Annotated in this window: 20 protein-coding genes; 15 read left to right on the top strand and 5 right to left on the bottom strand. The window is 65.4% G+C overall.

The window, feature by feature from the left end; translation table 11 throughout:
• Nucleotides 1-12 precede the first annotated feature (12 nt).
• The 4 genes from WIT60_RS10080 to WIT60_RS10065 form a co-directional block, all read right to left on the bottom strand.
• Nucleotides 13-1,617, bottom strand: coding sequence for a PEP/pyruvate-binding domain-containing protein (locus WIT60_RS10080; protein WP_339583804.1), 1,605 nt, complete (start codon nt 1,615-1,617; stop codon nt 13-15).
• A gap of 2 nt (nt 1,618-1,619) precedes the next feature.
• Nucleotides 1,620-3,560, bottom strand: a complete 1,941-nt coding sequence (locus WIT60_RS10075; protein ID WP_339583803.1) for a DUF47 domain-containing protein — start codon at nt 3,558-3,560, stop codon at nt 1,620-1,622.
• Between the two features lie 101 nt (nt 3,561-3,661).
• Nucleotides 3,662-4,681 (bottom strand): AraC family transcriptional regulator, encoded by a 1,020-nt coding sequence (locus WIT60_RS10070; protein ID WP_339583802.1) that lies wholly within the window; start codon nt 4,679-4,681, stop codon nt 3,662-3,664.
• A 13-nt stretch (nt 4,682-4,694) separates the two neighbouring features.
• Nucleotides 4,695-5,636, bottom strand: coding sequence for a GGDEF domain-containing protein (locus tag WIT60_RS10065; RefSeq protein ID WP_339583801.1), 942 nt, complete (start codon nt 5,634-5,636; stop codon nt 4,695-4,697).
• A 323-nt stretch (nt 5,637-5,959) separates the two neighbouring features.
• Between WIT60_RS10065 and WIT60_RS10060 the strand changes: the two genes are divergently transcribed.
• Genes WIT60_RS10060 through WIT60_RS10035 form a run of 6 tightly spaced genes read left to right on the top strand, consistent with a single transcriptional unit; the run spans nt 5,960 to nt 13,580 of the window.
• Nucleotides 5,960-8,518: a TonB-dependent receptor gene (locus WIT60_RS10060; protein ID WP_339583800.1), complete on the top strand. Its 2,559-nt coding sequence runs from the start codon at nt 5,960-5,962 to the stop codon at nt 8,516-8,518.
• Between the two features lie 18 nt (nt 8,519-8,536).
• The gene (locus WIT60_RS10055; RefSeq protein ID WP_339583799.1) at nt 8,537-10,420 is read left to right on the top strand and encodes a phytase; all 1,884 of its coding nucleotides are present in this window, start codon (nt 8,537-8,539) and stop codon (nt 10,418-10,420) included.
• 3 nt (nt 10,421-10,423) lie between these two features.
• A complete protein-coding gene (locus WIT60_RS10050; RefSeq protein ID WP_339583798.1) occupies nt 10,424-11,116 on the top strand; it encodes an energy transducer TonB in 693 nt (230 codons plus the stop codon).
• Nucleotides 11,113-11,811 (top strand): MotA/TolQ/ExbB proton channel family protein, encoded by a 699-nt coding sequence (locus WIT60_RS10045; RefSeq protein WP_339583797.1) that lies wholly within the window; start codon nt 11,113-11,115, stop codon nt 11,809-11,811. The genes WIT60_RS10050 and WIT60_RS10045 overlap by 4 nt, the downstream gene beginning before the upstream one ends.
• Before the next feature lie 18 nt (nt 11,812-11,829).
• Nucleotides 11,830-12,249 (top strand): ExbD/TolR family protein, encoded by a 420-nt coding sequence (locus WIT60_RS10040; protein ID WP_339583796.1) that lies wholly within the window; start codon nt 11,830-11,832, stop codon nt 12,247-12,249.
• Nucleotides 12,250-12,299: 50 nt separating this feature from the next.
• A complete protein-coding gene (locus tag WIT60_RS10035; protein WP_339583795.1) occupies nt 12,300-13,580 on the top strand; it encodes an alkaline phosphatase PhoX in 1,281 nt (426 codons plus the stop codon).
• A gap of 207 nt (nt 13,581-13,787) precedes the next feature.
• Here WIT60_RS10035 and WIT60_RS10030 read toward each other — a convergent pair whose 3' ends face one another.
• Nucleotides 13,788-14,630: a PA4780 family RIO1-like protein kinase gene (locus WIT60_RS10030; protein WP_339583794.1), complete on the bottom strand. Its 843-nt coding sequence runs from the start codon at nt 14,628-14,630 to the stop codon at nt 13,788-13,790.
• Between the two features lie 462 nt (nt 14,631-15,092).
• Here WIT60_RS10030 and cspE point away from each other — a divergent pair, with 462 nt between their 5' ends.
• From cspE to WIT60_RS09985, 9 genes are all read left to right on the top strand, one after another.
• The gene (gene cspE, locus WIT60_RS10025) at nt 15,093-15,305 is read left to right on the top strand and encodes a transcription antiterminator/RNA stability regulator CspE (protein ID WP_035035938.1); all 213 of its coding nucleotides are present in this window, start codon (nt 15,093-15,095) and stop codon (nt 15,303-15,305) included.
• 96 nt (nt 15,306-15,401) lie between these two features.
• Nucleotides 15,402-16,415 (top strand): S1 family peptidase, encoded by a 1,014-nt coding sequence (locus WIT60_RS10020; RefSeq protein ID WP_339583793.1) that lies wholly within the window; start codon nt 15,402-15,404, stop codon nt 16,413-16,415.
• Nucleotides 16,416-16,602: 187 nt separating this feature from the next.
• Nucleotides 16,603-16,965, top strand: a complete 363-nt coding sequence (locus tag WIT60_RS10015; protein WP_339583792.1) for a hypothetical protein — start codon at nt 16,603-16,605, stop codon at nt 16,963-16,965.
• A 262-nt stretch (nt 16,966-17,227) separates the two neighbouring features.
• The gene (locus tag WIT60_RS10010; RefSeq protein WP_339583791.1) at nt 17,228-18,367 is read left to right on the top strand and encodes a TolC family protein; all 1,140 of its coding nucleotides are present in this window, start codon (nt 17,228-17,230) and stop codon (nt 18,365-18,367) included.
• On the top strand, nt 18,364-19,059 hold the full coding sequence (locus tag WIT60_RS10005) for a hypothetical protein (protein WP_339583790.1): 696 nt from the start codon (nt 18,364-18,366) through the stop codon (nt 19,057-19,059). The genes WIT60_RS10010 and WIT60_RS10005 overlap by 4 nt, the downstream gene beginning before the upstream one ends.
• Nucleotides 19,060-19,082: 23 nt before the next feature.
• Nucleotides 19,083-20,204, top strand: coding sequence for an efflux RND transporter periplasmic adaptor subunit (locus WIT60_RS10000; RefSeq protein ID WP_339583949.1), 1,122 nt, complete (start codon nt 19,083-19,085; stop codon nt 20,202-20,204).
• Nucleotides 20,205-20,214: 10 nt separating this feature from the next.
• Nucleotides 20,215-23,370: an efflux RND transporter permease subunit gene (locus tag WIT60_RS09995; protein ID WP_339583789.1), complete on the top strand. Its 3,156-nt coding sequence runs from the start codon at nt 20,215-20,217 to the stop codon at nt 23,368-23,370.
• Between the two features lie 64 nt (nt 23,371-23,434).
• On the top strand, nt 23,435-23,815 hold the full coding sequence (locus WIT60_RS09990) for a hypothetical protein (RefSeq protein ID WP_339583788.1): 381 nt from the start codon (nt 23,435-23,437) through the stop codon (nt 23,813-23,815).
• 7 nt (nt 23,816-23,822) lie between these two features.
• On the top strand, nt 23,823-24,145 hold a 323-nt coding region (locus WIT60_RS09985), incomplete at its 3' end, for an EamA family transporter (RefSeq protein ID WP_339583787.1).

The raw sequence follows: 24,145 nt of genomic DNA, 5'->3' as shown, positions 1-24,145 counted from the left end.
GTATCCGGCGCTTCAACGCAGGCTGGCCAGTCGGTGGAGCAACTCAGTGGGGGTGTCCAGCACGGTGTGGGCAGCGCCCAGGTAAATGGCCCCCTCGTTGCCATCGAGCGTGAGGGTGTCACCCTCTTGCAAGGTGTGGCCTGCCAGGCGGAGACTGCGGTTGGCCTCGTCCAATTCCAGCTCGGTACAGCCCACCAGGCAGACCTTGCCCATGTGGCGGGCCACCACGGCTGCGTGCGAGGTGCGTGCACCGCGTGCAGTGAGCAGGCCCTGTGCATGATCCAGAGTGGCGATGTCGCCAGTGTCGGCATCGCGACGCACCAGGATCACGGGGATGCCTGCCGCGTGGCGTGCCTGGGCGTGTTCGGCGTCCAGCGCAATCTCGCCAATGGCCACGCCGGTGCAGGCGCTGGCTGCTTGTGCGACGGGAGTCAGCGCTTGTCCATCTTCGGCCACCACCCGCAGGGTGCACAGACTGTCAGCCTGCAAGGTGGCGGTGCGGCGGCGTGCTTCGTCCGGGTCGATCAGGCCTTCGTCCAACATGTCGAGCGCGATGCGCGCGGCAGCCTGCGGGGTGCGTTTGCCGTGACGGGTCTGCAGCATGTAGAGCTGGCCGTCCTGCACGGTGAACTCGAAGTCCTGCATGTCCCCCAGTGTGGTTTCGAGCTGGCGGCAGGCGTCTTGCAGGGCTTGCCAGGCTTCGGGCAGCACCTGGGCGAGTTCGTCATGGCCGTGGGCGCTGCGTCGGCCCGACACCACGTCTTCGCCCTGGGCGTTGAAGAGAAAGTCCACCCACAGCCGCGGCTCGCCCGTGGCGGGGTCGCGCGTGAAGCCCACGCCCGCGCCGGAGCGGCCACCAGCGTTGCCAAAGACCATGGCCTGCACCGTGACGGCCGTGCCCAGATCATCGGGCAGGTGGTTGGCGTGGCGGTAGGCCACGGCCTTGTCCGACTGCCAGGAGGCCAGCACGGCGCCGATGGCGTCGGAGAGCTGCTGGCCAGGGTCTTGGGGGAAGGGCCGGCCGCTGAGGGCTTGGTAGCGTTGCAGGTGGCTGCGGGTGAGCGCGCGCAGCTCGGCAAAGTCGAGGTCGCGTTCATCGCGGCTGGCAGTGAGTTGTTGGGTGTCGCGCTCGAAGGGCTCGGCGGGCAGGCCACGCACCACTTCGCCATAGGTGGCGACCAGGCGGCGGTAGGCGTCCCAGACGAGGCGAGGGTTGCCGGTCTGGCGGATCAGGCCTGGCACGGTGGCATCGCACAGGCCGATGTTGAGCAGGGTCTCCATCATGCCTGGCATGGACACGGGCGCGCCGGAGCGCACGGACAGCAGCAGCGGTCGGCGTGCATCGCCCAACTTCAGGCCACAGCGGGTTTGCAGGGCCTGCAAGCCGGCTTCCCAGGTGGTGGGCAGGGCTGCGCAGCGACGGCTGGCGTCGTCGTGGCAGGCGCTGGTGGGCAGCACGAAGGCCGGTGGCACGGGCAGACCGATGTCGGCCATTCGCAGCAGATTCCAGGCCTTGAAGCCCATGGTCTGAGCGCTGGCACTGTCGACTTGTTGAGCCAAGTGCTCGGCTGGGCCGCAGCCGATGAGGTAGAGGGGCAACGCGGGGGCGGTGTTCATGCTCAGGCTCCCGCCTGGTTGAAGGCCACATTGCGCAGGCCATAGCCCGCCGACAGCAGACGATCTGAGGCCAGCTCCAGCGTTTGCGCCAGGTCGTTGGCGAGCATCAGCGAGGGGGCGTCGTCGATCTCGTGCAGCAGGATGCGGCGGGCGTGGCGCAGCAACTCGTCGCACTGGCGCTCAGCGCGCAGCACCGCCCAAGTGGCACCCAGGAAGGCGTCGTTATCGGCCAGCTCTGAGTCGCTGCCGAGCGTGCGGGCAATGCTCAGAGCCCGGATGTGGTCCTGCACCGCCTGCAGCACGGTCTGGGCCAGGCGCGACAGGGCCTGTCGCACCTCACCATTCCAGCCCTTTTGGTGGTGGTCAGCGATCAGGGTCATCAGGAAGGCAGCCTCCTCCAGCGCATCGGCCACATCGTCGGACAGTGCGAGCAGCCGCGCGATGGGTTGCCAGCGCGGCAGGCGCTCGGCCTCGTCGCGTGCCTGCATGACCAGGTGGTCGGCACGGCGTTCCCAGGCTTTGGCGCGAGCGGCCAGTTCTTCAGCGGCCTCGCGCAGGCCATCGTGGCCGTGGCTCAGCGCATCGCTCACGCCTTGTGCCAGAGCGTGACAGTAGGCGGCGTGCTCTTCAAGCAGGTCGAACTCGGTGGTGCGGCGCTGGACCTGGCGTGCGAGTAGCAGGCGGGTTTCGTCGGCGACCAGAGCGGTTGGTTGGCCATGCAGCAGGGCCTGGGTGGCCAGGCGCATCACATCAAGCAGGAGGGTCTGCGCCGGGATGTCACCCAATACGTCGTCCAGCCGATCCCCGATGCGGAACGCGCCGACTCCTGCAGCCTGCATGGCGCCGAAGATCAGTTGCTCGCCCCCGGCTTTGAGCCAGGCCATGTGGCCAATCTCAGCCTGGGCGGCAGCAGTCAGCACGGCCACGGCGCCGTCCTTGTTGACGAAGTTGAGCAAGCGTTTGCGAGCGCGGTTCCAGTCGATCAGGAAGACGATGCGGGCGCCGAGTTCGGTCAGGGTCTGAGTCAGCTTGCTCAGGTCGTCGCAAGCGAAGGTGGCGGTGCCCACGGTGTAGGCCTTGCCTTCGTTGAGGTCGCTGGAGATGCGCGACTCGGGCACTGACCACTGTGCGCCCAGCTCACTGAGCAGGTTCTGGAAGAAGGCAAAGCGGCGCACATGCAGGTCCGAATACGTCAGCGTGATCTGCAAGGCCTGCACTTGAATGACCAGTACATGGGCGTCGTTGGTGCCGATGTCGTTTTGCAGCAGCAGGCGGTCACCGTCACGGGTGGCTGCGGTGTCCAGCCCCGGGTGGTCGAACTTGAGGGGCGAAGTGCGGTGCAAGCCCTGCATGAAGGCCTTGACCAGCGCGCAGTCACTGTCCAGCAGGTGCCAGACATGGGCGCCGTCAATGACCTCACTGGCCATCTCGGCAGCCAGCTTGTTGATCTGCTTGTGCAGGTCCATGATCAGCAAGTGCAGGCTGTCGCCATCATGTCGCTGGCCATGGGTGAGGGCATGTAGCTGGGCTTTGTCGAGCTGTTCACCATGCAGAGCATCCAGCCAGTCCTGCCATTGTTGTACGCGCTGGTGAGGTTCGTTGTCACCCGTGCAGGCCAGCAGCACCGGGCGCGCCATCAGCGTGAGGTCGTCATGCAGGGCACTGACCAATCTGTCAAGTTCGGGCACGAGCAACACGCCGTCGACCCGGCTGGCGCCTGTGGGTAACTCGTGCAGCCAGGTGGCATGGCCCAGTCCGGCGGCGATCAGCTCGCGGCTGAGGTCCAGCACGTCGTGCTGCGGGTGCTCAGCATGGGTCACCGCTGCTTGCAGCACGGTAAGGTAGAGCTTGAGCCGATCGTTGGCGCCCAGCGCCGCCTTGATCCACACCGGCATCAACAAACCTTGCTGACCCAGAGACGCCACAGCCTGACTTTTTTGCATCGCACACTCCGCTGCTCATGTGCAAATCAGTCTGGCGAGCGTGTGTGACGTGTTCGTGGCAAGGCCTCCATCCTGTCCACGGCCATCCAGTATTCAGGGGGTCACACCTGACGCAACAAGCCTGTTCTCAGCAATTGGGGGGTCAGGCCGGTCCAGCGCTTGAACGAGCGCCGAAAGTTTGCCGCATCGTGGAAGCCCAGATACTGCGCTGCACGCTCGTTGTCGCATGCTGGATCATGAAACAGTTGCAGGGTCACATGCGTGCGTACCATGTCCAGTTCGGCTTGGAAGTGGGTGCCCATGCGCGCGAGATGTCGCTTCAATGTGGCTGGGCTGATGCCGAAATGCAGCGCTGTGTCGTCCAGAGTCGGTGCATGACGGATGTGCTGTAGCAGGTGGTCGTAGATGGCCGACAACCAGCTGATGGGGCGTGGCATGTCCTGCAGCGATGCCATTGCGACCGCCAGACCCGCTTCGCTGCCGCGTGGCCAGGGTGTACGCAGGTGGCTGGTTTCGATCAGGATCCCATCGATCAGACAGTCAAACCGCAGACGAGGGCCCAAGTGCACCTCGTGGTGTGCCACATCCTTGGGGCGAGCGCGGTTGAAGCAGTAGGTCCAGTCCGGTGGGTTGCCGCCGAGCCAGCGGCTCATGGCGTGCACCGCAGACATGGCCATCTCGACCAGTTGGGTGCGCTGTGCCGGCGCGCCGAATGCATCAGTCCAATACAGCACGGCATGCCCATCCGCCATCGCCAGATGCGGCACGAGCAATGGCGACAGCAGGGCTTGGTGCTGCACCAGCAGTTGCAAGGCGCCCTCGAGATGAGGGGCGTGCATCAGTGCCTGGCTCAGTGCGCCGTAATGGCCGGGCAAGCACAGTTGGCCCAGCAGAAAGCTGGTGTCGGCAGACTGCAGATGTCGGGCGGTGTTGTCGATCAGCTGCAAGGTGTCTTGGGCCGTGAGCCGGTGCGGACACTCCAGCAACTGCGATCGGCTCAGTCGGGTGTGCCTGAACAAGACTGCATCAGGTACCTCGCGATCGCTGGCGAATTCGGCGATCAAGGCAGGTTGGTATTGCGATGGAATGAACCGGCTGTTGGCGTCCAGAAAGGGGGGCATGCACAACTCCAGATCAAGCCGGTTGATGGTCTGTGTGGTGGGGGCTTCGCTGCAGCGCTTCGATGCGCGCATTCAGGTGGGAAATCAGCACGTCAGGGTCGGTATCGGACACGGCACAAGCCACTCTGGCACTCAAGCGCAGACGCACCCCTTGGCGTGTGTGCAGTCGGCTTTGGCTCAGCACAAGCGACAGGTGCTGGGCACGCTCGCGTGCGTCGGCCTCAATGGTGGCTGGCAGCAGCAAGGCAAAGCGGTCGCCGGCGTAGCGGCACAGCAGGTCATCGTGTCGAAGATGGAGCAACAGCAAATGACTCACAGCCTGTAGCACCCGATCCCCTTCGCGCACGCCATGCTCGCGGTTGACGAGGTGGAAGTGGTCGATGTCGAGCATGATCAAGGCGCAGGGCTGATCGGGTGCTCGGTGATGCTCCAGCCTCAGCTGGCGGCGCAGGTACTCGGCATTGGCCAGATGGGTGGTGCGGTCCAGCACCCGATGATCGCGGAACAGGCGCTCGCGGCGCTCGAAGTGTTCGCTGATGCGGAACTGCTCCTGACGCCAGTCAAGCAGGCCCAGGGTGAGCACCAGCATGCCGGTGATGCTCAGACCGGATTCCAGGATGTTGTCCCACCATATGCCGTCGGCCAACTGAAAGAACTCATCCAGGCAATCGAGCCAACTGCCCAACATGATGGCGCCCAATCCGCCGGTGAGCAGCAGGGTGACGCGCCCGCCAGGGCGACTGCGTGCCACCAGTGCCGCCCAGAAGCCTGCCAGCAGGGCCACGCCGCCCTCGCCCACGATGTCCACGGGTTGCCACTCGGCCGCCGGAATGGGGGTGCCCTGTGTGGCGTACAGGAGCAGGCCCAGGGCCAGGCTCAGCGCCAGGACGGACACGGTGCTGACGTGCAACTGGTGCAGCAGGGCGTCGATTCGGTCATGTACCAATCTGATCATGTCGCGCAGCCTAGGTGCCTGACGTGACGGGGCTGTGGCAGACAGCACCGCAAATGGAGGGGGGTGCAAACGGCTCACGCTGACAAGTGGATGCCGACGATCAAGTGTGTGAACCCGACGTTGGGACCATGGGGAGCGGGCCGTGCAGGGTGACGCACCAAAGAGGTGGCGGGTCGATTCGGCTCATGGCGTGACCTTTGGATGGCCAGATCGGCATTCGAGACCGGCGTGGACCGCACCCTGTCATGGGTCCGTCATGGCGCGTTCCTACAGTCCGCCCGTTCTCGACACCCCATGACCCTCTTCTGGAGCAGACCCCCATCATGAATGGCGCAGTTCTCAACTCTTCGCAGGCCACGCCGATGGTACGCAGCGTGTTGGCCCAAGCGGCCTGGATCGCACTGATGTCACTGGCTTTGCCGTTGCAGGCACAGGCGCAGCAGGGGGCCACCGTGCCCGGTGCAGCCACCCTGCCGACTGTGACAGTGACCGGTCAGGCGGCCGGTGTGCGCAATGCGCTCGATGTTCAACAGGCGGCTGACAACGTCGTCAGCGCGGTACGCTCGGACGACATCGGCCAACTGCCCGACCGCAACGCTGCCGAAGCCTTGCAGCGCCTGCCGGGTGTGTCGGTGGAGCGTGATCAGGGGGAAGGGCGCTACGTGCGCATCCGCGGCTTGGGGCCGGACTTCAACGCCGTGACCTTCAACGGCAGCCTGGTACCCGCGCCCGAGGCCGATCGGCGAGCCGTGGCGCTGGATGTGCTGCCCGCCTCCTTGGTGCGCTCGATCGAGGTCAGCAAGACCCTGACGCCGGACATGGACGCCAACTCCTTGGGGGGCACGGTCAACGTCAAGACGCTGTCGGCCTTCGATCACAAGGGCCGCTTTCTCAGCTTGGAGACCGGTCTGTTCCGGGACACCAACACCGATCGAACCAGTCCGAATGCCGCCCTGACTTGGAGCGACCGTTTCCTGGACGGCAAGCTTGGCATCGCCGCCGGCATCAGCCACGATGTGCGCAAGTTCGGCTCGGACAACGTCGAAGCTTCTGGCTGGACCGACGATGGCGCGCTGGAGAGTTTCGAGCGCCGCGACTACCGCATCACCCGTGAGCGCACGGGCCTGGCGCTGAACGTGGACTACCGCCCTGCCAAGGGCGAGAGCTACTACCTGCGCAGCCTGCACACGCGCTTCAGCGACGACGAGGTGCGCCAGGCACATGCCGTGGAGGGCGTGGAAGACGCGGACGAAGACATCATCGCCTTGCAGCCCGGTGTGCCCGGTGAGGTGGAGTCGGTGCGCGAGTTGAAGGCGCGCAAGGAAACCCAGAAGGTCACGTCCATCGTGCTGGGCACCGAGCGTGAACTGGCCGGGTGGGGGGTTCACGCCGCACTGGGCATGAGCCGCGCCAGCGAGACCATGCCGCGCGGCATCGCAGGCGCCGTGTTCGAGGGCACAGACAGCTTCACCGGTGTGGGCTTCACAAACACACGCTCGCCGCGCTTGTTCAGCGGTCCCGCCATCCATGATGCATCGCAGTATGTCTTCAAGGAGGCCGAGCTGTCGGCCAGCCGCACCAGCGACAAGGAAGCCAATGTGCGCCTCGACCTGAGCCGCAAGACCACTGTCTTGGGCCACCCTGGCCAGATCAAGCTGGGCGGCAAGGTCAGCCGTCGCACCAAAACGAGCAACGAAGACGCGTGGCTGCTTGAGCGTGATGCCCTGTCGGCATCTGACGAAGACCTGGGGTTGAACCACTTCAGCTCTGGCGCGGTCCAGCATGGCCTGGGCACGTTTGGCCCAGGTGTCAACCCGGCGAGCGTGCGTGCGCTGGTGGGCGATCAGGCGGAGCTTCTGGACGCCGACTCGCGGATCAACGACTATCAGATGAAGGAGCGCATTCAAGCCGCGTATGCCATGGGCACGGTGGACGTGGGCCTGTGGCGCGTGCTGGCTGGTCTACGCTGGGAGCGTACCCGCTTTGACGCGACAGGCAGAGGCGACAACGACGGCACATTCGAATCGGTGCAGGCTCGCAAGAGCTATGACGACTGGTTGCCTGCGCTGCATCTGCGTCGTGATCTGGACGACGACACCAGCATCCGCGCGGCGTTGACTCGCTCGGTGGTGCGCCCGACCTTCGGTCAACTGGCACCGGGTTTCCAGATTGACGGCGATGAAGCCGAGTTCGGCAACCCAGATCTCAAGCCGCTGCGCTCGAACAACTTCGATCTTGGCATCGAGCACCGCTTTGGTCCAGCCAGTGTGGTGTCGGCCTATGGTTTCTACAAGGACATCAACAACTTTGCTTACCGCAGCAATGTGGCGGGTACCGGACTTTGGGCGGCCTTTGACGAAGCCGTGACCTTCCGCAACGGGGACCGCTCCAAGCTGGTGGGGCTGGAGCTGGCTTACACCCATGCCTTCAAGTCGCTGCCCGCTCCCTGGAATGGCCTGCTGGCCTCGGCCAACCTGACCTTGACGCACTCCAAGGCCACGATCCGCGAGACCGATCCGGACACGGGTGAGGTGGCTTCTCGACGCATCAGCCTGCCCAGTCAGTCTGACCGGGTGCTCAACCTGGCGGTGGGCTATGAAGCCCACGGCTGGAGCATCAGGCTCGCAGCCAACCACAAGTCGGACTACCTGTATGAGGTGCAGGACGTGACGGACCGCATGCAGGATCTGACCGTGCGCGCCCAGACGCAGTTCGATCTGTCGGTGGCGTACGCTTTGAACAAGCAGATGCAGGTGGTATTCGAAGGCATCAACCTCAACGACAGCAAGTACTACGTGTACCAGGGGAAAGCCTCCCGCAATGCACAGTATGAAACCTATGGCCCCAGTTACCGACTGGGCCTGCGTGTGACCCTGGACTGATCTGGAGAAGTCGCTCTCATGTTGCAATCATTGATCCCCTCGCCGCTGCAGTGGCTGGCAGCCACGGTGCTGTGCTTGGCCCCCCTGATGGCGCAATCCGCAGCGCCCACGGCGTCCTCTGTGATGGGCCGTCTCCAGGCGCAAGAGCTGCGAGCCTTGCCGACAGGTCATTGGCTGGTTGTTCAGGACGACAGTGTCAGTTTGCTGTCTGCCAATGGCCAGACGCTAGGCCACCTGGCCCTGCGGGCTGAAGGGCTGGACGTGCGCGCCCGGGGCCAAGTCGCACTGGCGGTGGTCACCGACCGCGACACCCGCGATGTGGTCCCCATTGCTGTGGACCTGCAGCGCGGCACCCTGACTCGCCAGCAGTCGCTTGACACCGACTCGCTCATGCCCGAGTCGGCCTGCTTGCATCAGGATGCCCAGGGCTTGGTGCATGCCGTGGTGCTGGGGCAAGAAGGACAGGCTCAGCAGTGGGTGCTGCACCAGGGCCAGGCACAGCTGCTGCGCCGCCTGACCATGCCACCCGGCGCAGAACGCTGTGTGGTGGATGATGCATCGGCCACGATGTTCCTGTTGGAGCCAGAGGTGGGGCTGTGGGCATACGGCTTCACGCAGGATGCGCCCATGGCGCGCAGCCTGGTGGCACGCGCTGCCCCGCAAGGGCCGCTGCCCGACGATGCGGAGGGCCTGACGGCGGGCCCATTCTGGGTGTCGGTGCTTTCCGGGGGCGGACGCCGGGCGCTGGTCTGGACGCAGCAGCGTCACGGTGCCTGGCAGGCGTCTAAGCCGCTGACTTTGCCGCGCGCCGCCGATGCACTCGCCAGTGAGACATCAGGCCGCGCCACACGCGTGTGGTGGCGTGACGCTGACACCCAGCGGTGGTCGGCTCGCCCGATGACGCGACCTGTTGGTGCACCCGTGCAACGCCAGACCGTCCCGTTTGTGCTGGCGGTGGCACAAACCGAGGCGGTGGCCTCTCGTGGGGACGCCGCCGATGATCCCGCCGTGTGGGTGCACCCCGAGCAACCGGCCGCATCGCGCGTGCTGGGCACCAACAAGAAGCAGGGCCTGGAGGTCTACGACCTGGACGGTCGCCTGCGACAGCGCTTGCCCGTCGGTCGCGTCAACAACGTCGATGTGCGGCAAGCGGTGCAGATGGATGGCGCGGTCTGGGACATCGCCGTCGCCTCCAATCGCAGCGACAACACCCTCACGGTCTGGCAGATCGACCTCACGGGCACCTTGGCCGAATGGGGCCGCATCCCCAGTGGCCTCAATGAGGTCTATGGCCTTTGCCTTTACCGGCCGATCCAGGGGGGCGTGCAGGTCTTCGTCAACGACAAGGACGGGCGCTTCCGTCAGTTTGCCTTGTCAGCGCCGCAAGGTGTCCTGAAGGGACAGCTGTTGCGTGAGTTTGCAGTCGGGTCACAGCCCGAGGGCTGTGTGGTGGATGACCGACGCGCTCGCGTTTTCCTCGGTGAAGAGGACCGTGGTGTGTGGACGGTCTCAGCCCATGCGCACGAGGCGGCAAAGCCGACGCTGATGGCACAGGTCGGCGAGCACCTGAAGGCCGATGTCGAAGGACTGGCCCTGTACCACGGCACGCGTCAAAGCTACCTGCTGGTCTCCAGCCAGGGGGATCACAGCTTTGCCGTGTATGAGGCTCAGCCCCCCTATCGCTGGGTGGGCAAGGTGCGCGTGGGCATCAACACCGCACAGGGCATCGACGGGGTGTCTGAAACCGATGGCCTGGAAGTCACGTCCTCGTCCTTGGGGGGCGCCTTTCAGAAAGGGGCTGTGGTGGTGCAGGACGGCTACAAGCGTCTGCCCGACGGCACGCAGAACTTCAAACTCATTCCGTGGTCCGACATGGCACGAGCCCTGGGCCTGCCTGAGTGAGCCATGCGTGTGCCTTTCCTTCTTGGCGGGGCGGTGCTGCTGAGTCACGGCGTCTTGCTGTTGGCGGTGCTGCGTGCCCCGGCACCTGCGCCATCCGAGGTGACCGTGGCAGACATGGTCACCCGCTTCGAGATGTCGCTGGTTCAGTCTACGCATTCCCCGACGACCTTGCCGGCGACGGACCAGACTGCAGTAACACCGGATCACATCCCGGCACCTCGCCCGACGGCGTCCGTCCAGGCGCCCCAATCGGTGCAGCCGTCGGCAGACACAAGCCAGTCCGTGGCTGCCCAGACGCCGGCAGGTACCTTGCCGGGGCCGGCGATGGCACCGTCGCATCAACCTGCTGCGACGGGCGAGGCGCAGCCGACACCGCATGCAACCCCGACCGTAGCAAGCGCACCTCGCACGGTTGCCATCACCGATGTGCAGTACCAACGCCCCCCTACGCCGGTCTATCCGCGCCGCTCCCAACGCTTGGGAGAGACCGGCGAGGTCTGGCTCAAGGTGCTGATCAGCGCGGAGGGCCGGGCGGCTCAGGTGCTGGTTGTGCGCTCCAGCGGCTTTGATGCGCTGGACCACGCTGCTGTCGAGGCCATGAAGGCCGCGATCTTCAAACCTTACGCAGAGAACGGCGTGGCCCAGGCGGTCTGGGTCCAAACGCCGATTGCCTTTCATCTGGAATCTGCTTCATGAGTGCTGAAACATCCTTGGGCTTGGCCCATTTCATCGACCAGACCGATGCCGTCGGCCTGGCACTCTTTCTCACGCTGATCGGCATGTCCGTCCTGTCCTGGACAGTGCTGCTCTGCAAGGCCTGGCGCTTCTGGCAACAGGGTCGCCAAAGCCGCACCTTCCTGTCCCACTTTTGGCGCGCACCCTCCATCGGGGATGTGCATGTCCACCTGCAGGAGCAAGGCGTGCGTGACCCCTTTGGCGAACTGAGTTGGCAGGCCTTGCAAGCACAGGCACACCATGCACGATGGAGCGCCGACAGCCTGGCATTGGCCGGCACGCCACAGGAGTACCTCACCCGTACCTTGCGCAAAACCCTCGATGAGGTTGCTGCTCGCCAGGAAAGCGGGCTGACCTTGCTGGCCACCGTGGCCTCCACTGCTCCCTTTGTCGGACTGTTTGGCACGGTCTGGGGCGTCTATCACGCGCTGGCGGCCATTGGGATGTCGGGCTCCGGGTCACTGGACCAGGTGGCTGGCCCGGTGGGCGAGGCCCTCATCATGACCGGGGTGGGCCTGGCGGTCGCCATCCCGGCGGTGGTGGGCTACAACGCCCTGAGCCGAGGCAATCGACAGCTCTCCGCCCGGCTCGACGCCTTTGCTTTCGAGTTGTTCACATTCTTGTCGACCGGGCAGGCGCTGGCCCGTCGCACCTGAGCAAGCAGGGAGACCTTCATGGCCTTTGGCAGCTTTGACCGCTCCTCGACCGGTGCCCCTTCGGCCGAGATCAACATGGTGCCCCTCATCGACGTGATGCTGGTGCTGCTGGTGATTTTCATCGTTGCGGCGCCCATGCTCACGCATTCCGTTCCGCTGCAGTTGCCGCAGGCCAGCGCGAGCCCCACACGCACCGAGACCCCGCACGTCAGCGTATCCATCACCGCTGAAGCCCGGGTGTACTGGCAAGGAGAGGCCCTGTCGCGTGAGCACTGGCAAGCCCGCATGCAGACCATCGCGGCACAACAGCCCGACACCGAGCTGCGCGTGCAGGCCGATCGCGCGGTGTCTTATGGCACCGTGGCCACGGTGCTGGCCGATGCTAACCGTGCCGGACTGCACCGCGTGGCCTTCGTCAGCACACCCGATGCGCCTTAACGAGGGACTCAACCATTGCGTCCCCACTGTCGTTCCCGGAGCAAGAAGACATGAACCCATCAGATGACACCGTGGCCATGGATGAGCCGGAGCATTCACGGCGCGAGCACCTGCGCCAGCTTTTCTGGACCACAGCCAGTGCCTGCGCAGTGCCTTGGCTGCTCCCCGCCACAGCGCGGGCAAAGACCTCTCCCAGTCCGTTCTCACATTTTGGGCCTTTGCAGGCGCCCAACGCGCATGGTCTGTGTCTGCCTGCCGGCTTCACTGCCCGCGTGGTGGCCGTCTCAGGTGAGCGTCCCGTTGCCACCATGCCCTACGTGTGGCACACCTTTCCTGACGGTGGGGCGACGTTTGCCACCCGAGACGGCGGTTGGGTGTATGCCAACAACAGCGAGGTGGCCTCGGGCCGAGGCGGTGTGGGCGCGCTGCGCTTTGATGCCCGGGGAAGGGTGGTTCAGGCCTACCCCATTCTGTCCGGTACCACCCTCAACTGCGCCGGCGGCCCCACCCCGTGGGGCACCTGGCTGTCTGCTGAGGAGTTCCCGCAGGGGCGGGTCTGGGAGTGCCAGCCCTTGGGACGCCCCGAGGATGCCGTGGTGCGCCCTGCGCTGGGGTGCTTCAAGCATGAAGCCGTGGCGGTAGACCCTGTGCATAAGATGCTCTACCTGACAGAGGACGAGCCGGATGGTCGCCTGTACCGGTTTGTCTGCGCCCCGCGTGATTGGCCTTCCGGCGCACGCAGGCCGACCTTGCGAGATGGCACCTTGCAGGTGCTGCAGGTTGAGGGACTGGCTGCGTCCGAAGGGCCGGATGGACGCCTGGATGTTGCGAAGGCGCAGCGCGTGAGATGGGTAGACGTGGTTCAGCCTGCCTCGCCACAAGCCGCCGTGCGCAGTCAACTGGGCACACGCGCTCCGGGCACGCCCTTCAAGGGTGGTGAAGGGCTGTGGTACTTCCAAGGCCTGGTGTATTTCTCGACAAAGACTGACAACAGGATCTGGGTATACGACACACAAGCCTACACGCTGCAAACCCTTTACGACTTTGCCCTGACTGGCCCAGAGGATCAAGTGCTATCAGGCGTAGACAACCTGACCGTCAGTCAAGCTGGCGACGTCTTGGTGGCAGAGGACGGTGGGAACATGGAGCTGTGTGTGATCAGCCCCGATCGGCGCGTGAGGGTACTGCTGCGGGTACTTGGGCAAGATGGATCCGAAATCACCGGTCCGGCTTTCTCGCCCGATGGCCAGCGCCTCTACTTCAACTCACAGCGTGGGGGGCGGACAGGTCCTGGCCTGGGCATTACCTACGAGGTCAGCCGAGTCACGTGATGAATTCGAGGGGACACCCTGTCTGGCATCGGTGTGGCGGATGTCACCCATAAAGTGGAGACGTCGCCGCCACTGTGGGACTGATCGTCTAATTAACGCAAGGTTGCAAGATCGTGATTTCGACGCATGGCCGCGACGGTATTGCTCTGTCTCACGGCACCGGCAGCACAGCAATGAGGCTGGGAGCGTCTGCGCGACTGGTCCGCTTTACGGCTGCATCCGCATGCGCCGCATGGCCTCTTCGTCCCGGGCGTCGTCAATCTCGCGAATCACACCTCCCAGGTCCACCGGCCCGGTCGCTTGCTTGAACTGGCCCGTCAGAGGGGTTTCAGGGGTCAAGAGCCCTTGCTCATACAGCGCCCAGATCTCGGGGCCGTAGTCCGTGGACAGCAGTTCCGGGGCGAAACCACCGAAAAAGTCGCGCAGGTTCCCCACGTCGCGCAGCAACATGCGCTTGGCGTGGTTGTTGCCGGCGGCATCCACAGCCTGCGGCAGGTCAATGATGACCGGGCCATCTGGCGCCAGCAGGATGTTGAACTCTGAGAGGTCGCCGTGCACCACACCGGCACACAGCATGCGAACCACTTCGGTCAACAAGGTCACATGGTGGTCACGCGCTTCCTCCGCCGTGAAGCACACATCGTTGAGCCGCGGGGCCGCATCGCCTTCGGCGTTGGCCACCATCTCCATCAGCAACACACCATCCAGGAAATTGTAGGGCTGCGGCACACGCACACCCGCTGCGGCCAGGCGATAGAGGGCGTCAACCTCGGCGCTCTGCCACGCCGCTTCCTGCGCCTGCCGCCCAAAACGCGTGCCTTTGGCCATCGCAAGGGCTTGACGCGTGTTCTTGGTCTTGCGGTTCTCGGTGTAATCGACCGCCTGCCGGAAGCTGCGGTTCGTCGCCTCTTTGTAGATCTTGGCGCACAGGGTTTCGTCCCCACGCCGGACCACGTAGACCATGGCCTCCTTGCCGCTCATGAGTTGACGCACGACCGTGTCGATCAAACCTTCTTCAACAAGGGACTGCAGTCTGGGAGGTGTTTTCATCCGGGGGCGGGTGACGCCGATCAAATAGTGAGACCAGCCCACGCTAACCCATCACATTCTTCATCGTCAGGTGCCGCGGTTTCAGCGTCGTTTGACAAGCGCGCAGACGCCTCTGCGATCCTGATCGGTCATTCGCTTGCTGTCACCTCACGGGATGAGGCTTCTGTGCCCCGGATAGGTGGCAACACTGTCCACGAAGATGCCTGATGCATGGCCCTCGGATCGCGATCGCGTGCATCACGTCAAGTGCTGCGGAGGAACTCGGTCAGAAATATCGATGCACGCGCACGGCGTTTGGGGGTACGATGTGTTTGCTGATTTGCACAAGACCGTCCGCTCTTAGGTCTTTCCGCTCGTGCCGGTGTTCTACCGGCCCCAGAGTCGAACCCCCCTTGAAGATTTTCTTGGCGTTTCTTCGCTGGGCGCAATCTCGCGCTCGGCAACTCAAAAGGAAAATTCAACATGACGACTCAAACCGGTACCGTGAAGTGGTTCAACGAAGGCAAGGGCTTCGGCTTCATCGCCCCCGATGACGGCAGCAAGGATCTCTTTGCCCACTTCAAAGAAATCCAGGGTGGCGGCTTCAAGACCCTCAACGAAAACCAGCGGGTCGAGTTTGAAGTGACCCAAGGGCAAAAAGGCCCGCAGGCATCGAACATTCGCAGCCTGGGTTGATCCCCGCGAAACAAGGGGTTTCAGGCAGGTCCTGATACTCAACGATGAAAGCGCGGCCAGTCCGCGCTTTTTTCTTTTCTGTACACGGGAGTCCATTTGAAAAACCTGCAACAAGCCACGGAACGCATCTGCGAGCTGAAGGGCAGCCTGGTCGCGCTCGACGCCCTGTTGCCAGCCGTCATCGAGACGCTGTCCGCCCCCGCGCTCGCCAAGCTCATGGCGTCGTTCGACGCCCACGCCGAGGCCGCGCGCACTGTGATGTTGCATTCGGACATGTCCGATGTCGTGTTGATGACTTTCGAGCGTGAGGTGGCCCGCAACCGTGCGCTCCTGCAGCGCAGCCAGAGCCCGGGCGATCGCACCGCGTGGACAGGCGCAGCCGATGCGCTGCTGCACACCACCACTCAGATCACCACGTTCGTGGGATCGGTGGTTCAGAGCCGCGCCAGCGGCTTCTTCTTTCGGCGCGCAGACCAGTTGTTCCTGGTGAGCAATCGGCATGTCTTTGCTGATGCCGACAGTTCGCACTTTCCGGATCGCATCGAGATCGGATTGCACACGCACGCGCAGGATCTGACCCGCCATGCTGTGCTGTCGCTGCCCTTGTACCAAGCAGGCCTCAGCCAATGGCGCGAGGCGGTGGACAGTGGTGGCGCGGTCGATGTAGCGGTGATGGCGATTTCCGCCACCAGCCTGCCCGCAGGGGCTGTGCTGCTGGCGTTCGATGAAACCCATCTGGACGCTCGTGGAGAAGAGATCGTGATCGGAGATGCATTGACGATCGCAGGCTTCCCCCTCGGCTTTCACGACACGGTGCACCATCTGGCCGTGGCGCGAAGTGCATCCCTTGCTTCCGCGTATGGCGTGCGCTTTCAACGTCAAGGCTATTTCCTGACCGATGCGCGTACACACCGTGGAAGCAGTGGCTCACCGGTCGTTCGGCGGCGCACCGGAGGCCATCACTCAAGCCCTCCGATGTGCTGGCAACTGCTCGGTGTGCATTCGACCCGCATGGACATGAGCGACCGAGACCAAGTGCAAGACGAATCGCTGGGGCTGAACTGCGCTTGGTATGCCGACGTGCTGCTCGCGCTGACCGCTAAAGGCTGAACTCGGTCATTGAGACCTCAAGGCCGAATGGCAGCGATTGGTCATCACCGGCCATTCGATTGGCGAAGACACGACTGACCGGTTCGCATGCAGTTGCAGTCGGTCGGTTGGTCCTGACAAGCCAGATCCCTCGAAGAATGGGGTTATGTGGGCCTTCGGTTCACCCTCCCTGCTAGACTAATAAGCTATGCGTCGTTGGCTTTCCATCCTCCTCGTTTTCTGCGTGTGCTGGCAGTCGCTGGCCCATGCGGGGCTGGGCGTGTGGGCGGCCGAGGGCGAGGAAGTGGTGCATGCGTTGCTTCACTTTGACGGCTCTGCGCATCACCACGACGTCCATGACGACCACGATGCGGGGTTTCATCAGGATGATTCCGACGAATCAACAGAGCATGTGATGAGCGATGCATGCCTGTCCGCGCCGGCCTTGCTGACTGCCGCCGTTTTGCCGGTTCTGCGCGTCGGTTCGGCGCCACCGGTCATCGCTCATCCCACCGAGCCGCCGCAGCCCTTCTTGAGCGGCCCAGAGCGACCTCCGCAATCACTCACCTGACACCGCCGTGTTGCGCGGGGCTGACCCCTGCGCGTTTGGTTTGAGCGGTAGCGACCCGATGTCCGGCTGAATGCCGGCGGGGCCGCACCACACTTCTGTCAGGATGATCGTGAATTCATCTCCATGGTTCACCCCATGGCGCCTTGCCTGCATGCTTGCAGGCAGCGCGCTGGTTGGCGCTGCACAGGCTGCGCCACCTGTTCCCCCGGTTTCGGCGACCTCGTCCCCGGCCACTTCCTCCTCCGTTGCCCAGCGTTTGACCATGGCGCAAGCCCTCGCTGCGGCGTGGGATCGTTCCCTGGCGTCCGCCGAAGCGACGGGCCGTCAACGTCAGGTGCTGGCCGAGCAAGGCTTGGCCGACGCTTGGCTGGCTGCGGCGCCCTCGCTGGCACTGTCCCGACGCGAGGGTCGCGGTTCTGCGGCCGCAGGCGCGCGCGAGACCGAGCTGGGCATCGCCTTGCCGCTGTGGCGCCCGGGTCAACGCAAGCTCAACGCCCAAGTGGCGCAAGCCGAGTCCGACTGGGCGGGTGCCTCGGAACGCGCCGCGCGCCTGCAGCTGGCCACGCGCCTGCGGGAGCAGGCCGCCCAACTCCAGCAGGCCGAGGCCAGTGCTTTGCAGGCGGCCCAACAGCGCAAGACCTTGGAAGCGCTCAGTGCCGATGTCGAGCGGCGTGTCCGGGCGGGCGATTTGGCTCCCACCGACGCTATGGCTGCCCAGGCCGAGATGCTCGCTGCTCGCAGTCTGGCGCTTGAGGCCGAACGGGCCTTGGCCGCACAGCGCAGCGCCTGGACCCTGTTGACCGGATGGACCGCGCTGCCTGAGCCCGAGGCGCTATCTCCGCGCGACGATACGGCCCAGAGTGCATCACTTGAGGCACACCCTGAAGCACAGTTGGCCGCCGCAGCGGTAGCGCGTGCCCAGCAACGGGTGGCTCAGGTGCAAGCCCAACGTGGGGCCGCGCCCGAACTCGGCATGGGCATGCGCCAGGAGCAGCCCGGCTCGGGGCAGCCCCGGCAAAGCAGCGTCGCCCTGTCCGTGAGCGTGCCATTTGGCACGGATCCCCACAACGCGCCCCGGTTGGCCACAGCCTTGGCTGACCTGGACCGCGCGCAGATGGCCCTTCAACGCATGCACCAGCAGCTTGAAGCGGAGCAAGCCTTGGCACGCGGACATGTGAGCGCGGCCACCGACCAAGCCGCAGCGGAAGCCGAGCGTGCACGCCTGTTGCGCGAGCGCGCCCGGCTGTTGACTCGGTCCTTTCAGGCCGGTGAATCGTCCCTGCCAGAACTCCTGCGTGCCCTGTCGTCCGCCGCACAGGCCGACGCAGCTGCTGCACGTCAACACGCCGCCCTGGTCCAAGCCCTGGCCCGCCTCCAACATGCCCTTGGACAACTGCCATGAGCCGCATTGATTTCACCCCTATGAGCCGACTCAACCTCCTCACTCCCTTGCGCCAGATCGTGCTGGCCTTGGTCTTCAGCCTCGGTACCAACGTGACGCTGGCTGCCCCGGGCGCTCACGGCCCCAATGGCGAACACCTCGACGGTCCACCAGCGACCAGCACCGCCACCTCCACCGTACCGAAGATGGAAGCCCAATCCGAGCTGTTCGAGCTGGTCGCGCGCCTCAGTGGTGGCGAGTTGTCCATCCTGATCGACCGCTTCGCGACCAACGAACCTGTCTTGAAAGCCGACGTCGAGGTCGAGTCCGGCGCGCTGAAAGCGAAGGCGAAGTTCCACCCCGACCTGGGCGACTACGCGGTGGACGACCCGGCGATGCTGAAGCTGCTGTCCCAACCCGGCGAGCATGCCGTTGTCGTCACCGTGGTGGCGGGCGATGACAGCGACTTGCTGGATGCCGTGCTCCGTGTCGGGGCTGGCCAGGCCCAGGCCGCCACTCAGGCGCATGACCACGGGCACGAACACGGTGCGGACGACCACCCCGCCCACGATGACGCCCATGCCGGCACCGCTTGGCGCTGGGCCGCCGGGGGCGTGCTCGTGCTGGGGCTGGGCGTGATCGCCGCGTGGCGCTGGCGCCAACGCGCGGCAGACACCGCCCACGCTGAAACCAACAAGGGAGACGCCGCATGAACCCGATTCAGATATGTCAACGCATGCACCTCCAGTTGCGCACCCTGACAACACTGTTCGTCCTGAGCTTGAGCCTGCACGCCGCTCACGCCGGGCCGGGCGCCCATGGCCCCAACGGCGAACACCTGGATCAGGCTGCGGCGCCGAACACATCCGGCTTGAGCCGACTGCCCGATGGCAGCGTCCACATTCCGAAGATCGCGCAACGCCGCATGGGCTTGCGCACCCTCATCGCACCGGAAACCGATGCCGCTGTGACGGTGCAACTGCCCGGTCGGGTGGTGGCCGATCCGAACGCCAGCGGCCTGGTGCAGTCGATGCACGGCGGTCGCATCGAGGCCGGTCCGCAAGGCTTGCCCGTGGCGGGCCAGGCCGTGCGTCAAGGCGACGTGCTGGCCTGGGTACGCCACCATGCCGAGCCGTTCGCGCTGGCCGCCCAGCAGGCGCAACGCAGCGAACTGCGTGCCGCCCGTGAACTGGCCGAGCAGCGACTCAAGCGCCTGGAATCTCTGGAAGGCTCGGTGCCACGCAAGGACATCGACGCCGCGCGCATCGAGGCCCAGTCGCTGGCTGAGCGGGAACGCGGCATCGGCGCCAGCCTGGCCGCACGCGAGGCCTTGCGGGCGCCTGTCTCCGGGGTCATCGCGCGCGCCGACCTGAAGGTGGGGCAGGTGGTCGAGCCTCGGGAGGTGCTGATCGAGGTGGTCGATCCGACGCGCATGCTGGTCGAAGCCACCACCCCCGATGTCCAATTGGCCAGTCAGCTCGCCCAGGCCAACCTGCTGGGCCAAGCCGATGTGCAACTGCAGCTCGTCGGGGCGGCCCGCTCGCTGCGCGATGGGGTGCTGCCACTGACCTTCAAGGTGCGAACCCGTGGCGATGCCGTGCTGGCCGTGGGGCAGCCCGTGACCGTGGTGGCGGCGCTCAAGCGTCAGCGCAAGGGCATCGTGTTGCCGGCCGAAGCCGTGGTGCGCAGCCCAGCCAATGAGTCCGTGGTGTGGATCAAGGTGGGCGCTGAGCGCTATGTGCCGCAGCCCGTGCAGGTTCAGCCGCTGGACGCCCACACCGTGCTGGTGACCCAGGGCTTGGCGGCGGACAACCGCGTCGTGGTCCGAGGTGCGGCGCTCGTCGCACAGATCCGCTGAGGAGCGCGGCATGTTCAACTGGATCGTTCGATACAGCCTGCACAACCGGCTCTTCGTGCTGGCCTTTGCCGCCCTGCTGCTGGTCTATGGCGGGATGACCGCCTGGCGCACGCCGGTCGATGTCTTCCCCGACCTCAACAAGCCCCTGGTCACGGTGCTGACCGAGTCGGGCGGCATGGCGCCGGAAGAGGTGGAGCAACTGGTCACCTTTCCCATCGAGACCGCGCTCAATGGCATGCCGGGGGTGACCCGGGTGCGCTCGACTTCGGGCGTGGGCCTGTCCATCGTCTACGCCGAGTTCGACTGGGGCACCGACATCTACCGCAACCGCCAGCTCGTCGCCGAGCGCCTGGCCCAGCTGCGTGGGCAATTGCCCGACGAGATCACACCAGTGATGGGGCCGGTGTCGTCCATCATGGGGGAGGTCATGCTGATCGCCTTGCCGCTGGACGGGGCCAAGGACGCGGCCACGCCCATGCAGGCGCGTGAGTACGCCGACTTCGTGCTCAGGCCGCGGCTGCTGGCCATCCCCGGGGTGTCGCAGGTGATCCCCATTGGGGGCGATGTGCGCCAGCTGCGCGTCGAGCCGGACCCGAGCCGCATGGCTCAGTTCGGCATCTCGCTGACGCAGATCGAGCAAGCGCTGCAAGGTTTTGCCAGCAACGCCGGGGGCGGCTTCATCGACCTCAACAGCCGCGAGTACCTGATCCGCCACCTGGGCCGCACCAACCGGGTCGATGACCTGCAAGGCGTGGCCGTGGCCTGGAAGGATGGGCGACCGGTGCAGCTCAGCCAGGTTGCCGAGGTGCGCTTTGCGCCGGGCCTCAAGCGCGGGGATGCGGGCTACAAGGGCCAGCCTGCCGTCATCGTCAGCGTGCAGAAGCAGCCTGCGGGCGACACCGTGCGACTGACCCGCCAGATCGAGCAGGCGCTCGATGAACTGAAGGCGGGCATGCCCAAAGGCTTGTCCGCGCCCCAGGTGCTGTTCCGTCAGGCGGACTTCATCCAGGCCTCCATCGGCAACGTGACCGAGGCCTTGCGCGACGGCGCCATCATGGTGGCCATCGTGCTGTTTGCCTTCCTGCTGTCGGCACGTACCACGCTCATCTCGCTGGTCGCCATCCCCTTGTCACTGGCCGTCACCGCGCTGGTCTTCAGGCTGCTGGACCAGTCCATCAACGTGATGACCCTGGGCGGCCTGGCGATCGCGATTGGCGAACTGGTCGATGACGCGGTGGTGGATGTGGAGAACATCCTGCGCCGCCTCAAGGACAACAGCCTGCTGCCCCAGCCCCGCCCCGTGCTGGAGGTGGTGCGCCAGGCCAGCGTCGAGGTGCGCTCGGGCATCGTCTACGCCACGGTCATCGTCGTGCTGGTGTTCGTGCCGCTGTTTGCCCTGCCGGGCATCGAAGGTCGACTGTTCTCGCCCCTGGGCATTGCCTACATCGTCTCCATCCTGGCGTCGATGCTGGTGTCGATGACGGTGACGCCGGTGCTGTGCAGCCAGTTGCTGCCCCGCATGAAGCAACTCGGCCATGGCGACAGCCCGCTGGTCGCTCGTCTCAAGCGCTGGGATGCCAAGCTGCTGACCTGGTCCTTTCCGCGCGCCCGGCTGCTGATCGGCGCAGCGGTCCTGGCCGTGGCGGCGGCCGCGGCCTCGGTGCCGTTCTTCCCGCGGGCTTTCCTGCCGGCCTTCAATGAGGGCTCTCTGGTGCTGTCCCTGATGTTCAACCCGGGCACCTCGCTGGCCGAGGCCAACCGCATGGGCGCCCTGGCCGAGAAGCTGATTGGCGAAGTGCCGAGTGTGACCCAGGTGGGCCGGCGCACCGGCCGGGCCGAGCTGGACGAGCATGCCGAAGGGGTGCACTCGGCCGAGATCGACGTGGACCTGCGTCGCGAGGGCCCGCCCGTGGACCGCGAGGCCGTGATGGCCCAGATCCGCGCGCAGCTGTCCGTGCTGCCTGCGCAGGTCGCCATCGGCCAGCCCATCTCGCACCGGCTGGACCACCTGCTGTCGGGCGTGCGGGCCCAGATCGCCGTCAAGATCTACGGGGACGACACCGACACGCTGCGGGGCCTGGCCGAGCAGATGCGCCAGAACCTCTCGGGCGTGAAGGGGTTGGTGGACCTGACGGTGGAAAAGCAGGTGCTGATCCCGCAGGTGATGGTCCGCCTCGACCCGCAGCGCCTGGCCCAGACCGGGCTGGCACCCGGCGAGGCCATCCGCATCCTCAAGGCCTTGACCGATGGGGCGCATGGCGCGCAGATCGTGGACGGCTCGCGCCGCTACGAGCTGGTGCTGAGACTGCCCGACGACAAGCGAGGTCCGCTGGACCTGGCCCGCACGCTGGTGGACACGCCAGCGGGCCGCCTGCCGGTATCCAGCTTCGCCACCGTCGAAGAGGCCGATGGCCCCAACCAGATCGGCCGGGAAAACGGCCGCCGGCGCATCGTGGTCTATGCCAACACCGATGGGTCGGACATGGGGCGCGTCATCGCCGACATCCGCCAGGTCATTGCGAAGACCTCTTTGCCCACCGGCAGCTTCATCAGCCTGGAAGGCCAGTTCCAGGCCCAGGAGCAGGCCACCCAACTGATCCTCGGGCTGTCGCTGGTGTCGCTGGCGATGATGTTCCTGGTGCTGTACTCACGCTATCGCTCGGCAGTTCTAGCGGGTGTCATCATGGCCAACATCCCGTTGGCGCTCATTGGCAGTGTCGTGGCCATGTGGATCGCCGGGGTGAGCCTGTCGGTGGCAGCCATGGTGGGCTTCATCACACTGACCGGCATCGCCACGCGCAACGGCATCCTCAAGATCAGCCACTACATCAACCTGTGCCGATTGGAAGGTGAGACCTTCAGCCAGGCCATGATCGTGCGGGGTTCGCTGGAGCGCCTGACCCCGGTGCTGATGACCGCCCTGGTCGCGGCTTTTGCGTTGACGCCGCTGCTGCTGGCGGGCGACGCACCGGGCAAGGAGATCCTGCACCCGGTGGCGGTGGTGATCTTCGGGGGGCTGATCAGCTCGACCTTGCTGGACACGCTGCTCACGCCCGTGCTGTTCTGGCTGCTGGGGCGTGAGGCCACCGAGCGTCTGCTGGCCGAAGCCCATGCGGAAGCGCAAAGCCACACCCCCGCCGAGGCCAGAGCACCAGAAGCCTTCTGATCTGACACCATGGGCCTGGCGGTGCCGCCCTCAAGCGCACCGCGCCTTGCATGGAGATGCAACGATGACAACCAAGCAACTGATCCAGATCGCCGCCCTGACCTTGTGCGCGCTGAGCCTGAACCCTGCGATGGCGCATGGCGCTGGCAAGGCTCGCCATGGGGGCGTGGTGCAGGTGGCCCATGACGTGAACTTCGAGCTGGTGGCCACGGCCGATGGCGTGATCATCTACCTGGTGGACCACGACCAGCCCATGCCGTCCAAAGGCATCGCGGGCAAGCTGACCGTCTTACAAGGTGGCAAGAAAACGGAAGCGGACCTCAAGGAAGCTGGAGACAACCAGCTCAAGGCCACTGGCGTGACGGTGAGCAAGGGGGCCAAGGTCGTGGCCGTGCTCAACAACGTCGAAGGCAAGACCGTGACGGTGCGCTTCTCGGTCAAGTGAGCCCGGCATGACTCAGCCATCCCATCCGCTGCTGCCCACACGTCGGCCGGCAATCCGGGGCGGCGTGCTGGCCCTGCTGGCAGCCCTGCTTTTCGGGGCCAGCACGCCTCTGGTTCAACGCTGGGGCGCGGGCCTGGGGCCGTTCACCACCGCCGCCTTGTTGTATGGCGGGGCGGCCGTGATGGGAGCCCTGCTGCGCCAGCCGGCTGCGCGCGAAGCGAGGTTGCAGCGCAGCGATGGGGTGCGTCTGATCTGGGTGGCCCTCTTCGGGGCGGTGCTGGGGCCTGTGGCCTTGGCCTGGGGGCTGCAGCACACCAGCGGCACCGGGGC

The sequence above is a fragment of the Aquabacterium sp. G14 genome (assembly GCF_037482285.1).
Lineage (GTDB): Bacteria > Pseudomonadota > Gammaproteobacteria > Burkholderiales > Burkholderiaceae_C > Aquabacterium.
The sequence above is the reverse complement of the archived record's forward strand: the minus strand, read 5'-3'. Positions and strand labels throughout refer to the sequence as shown.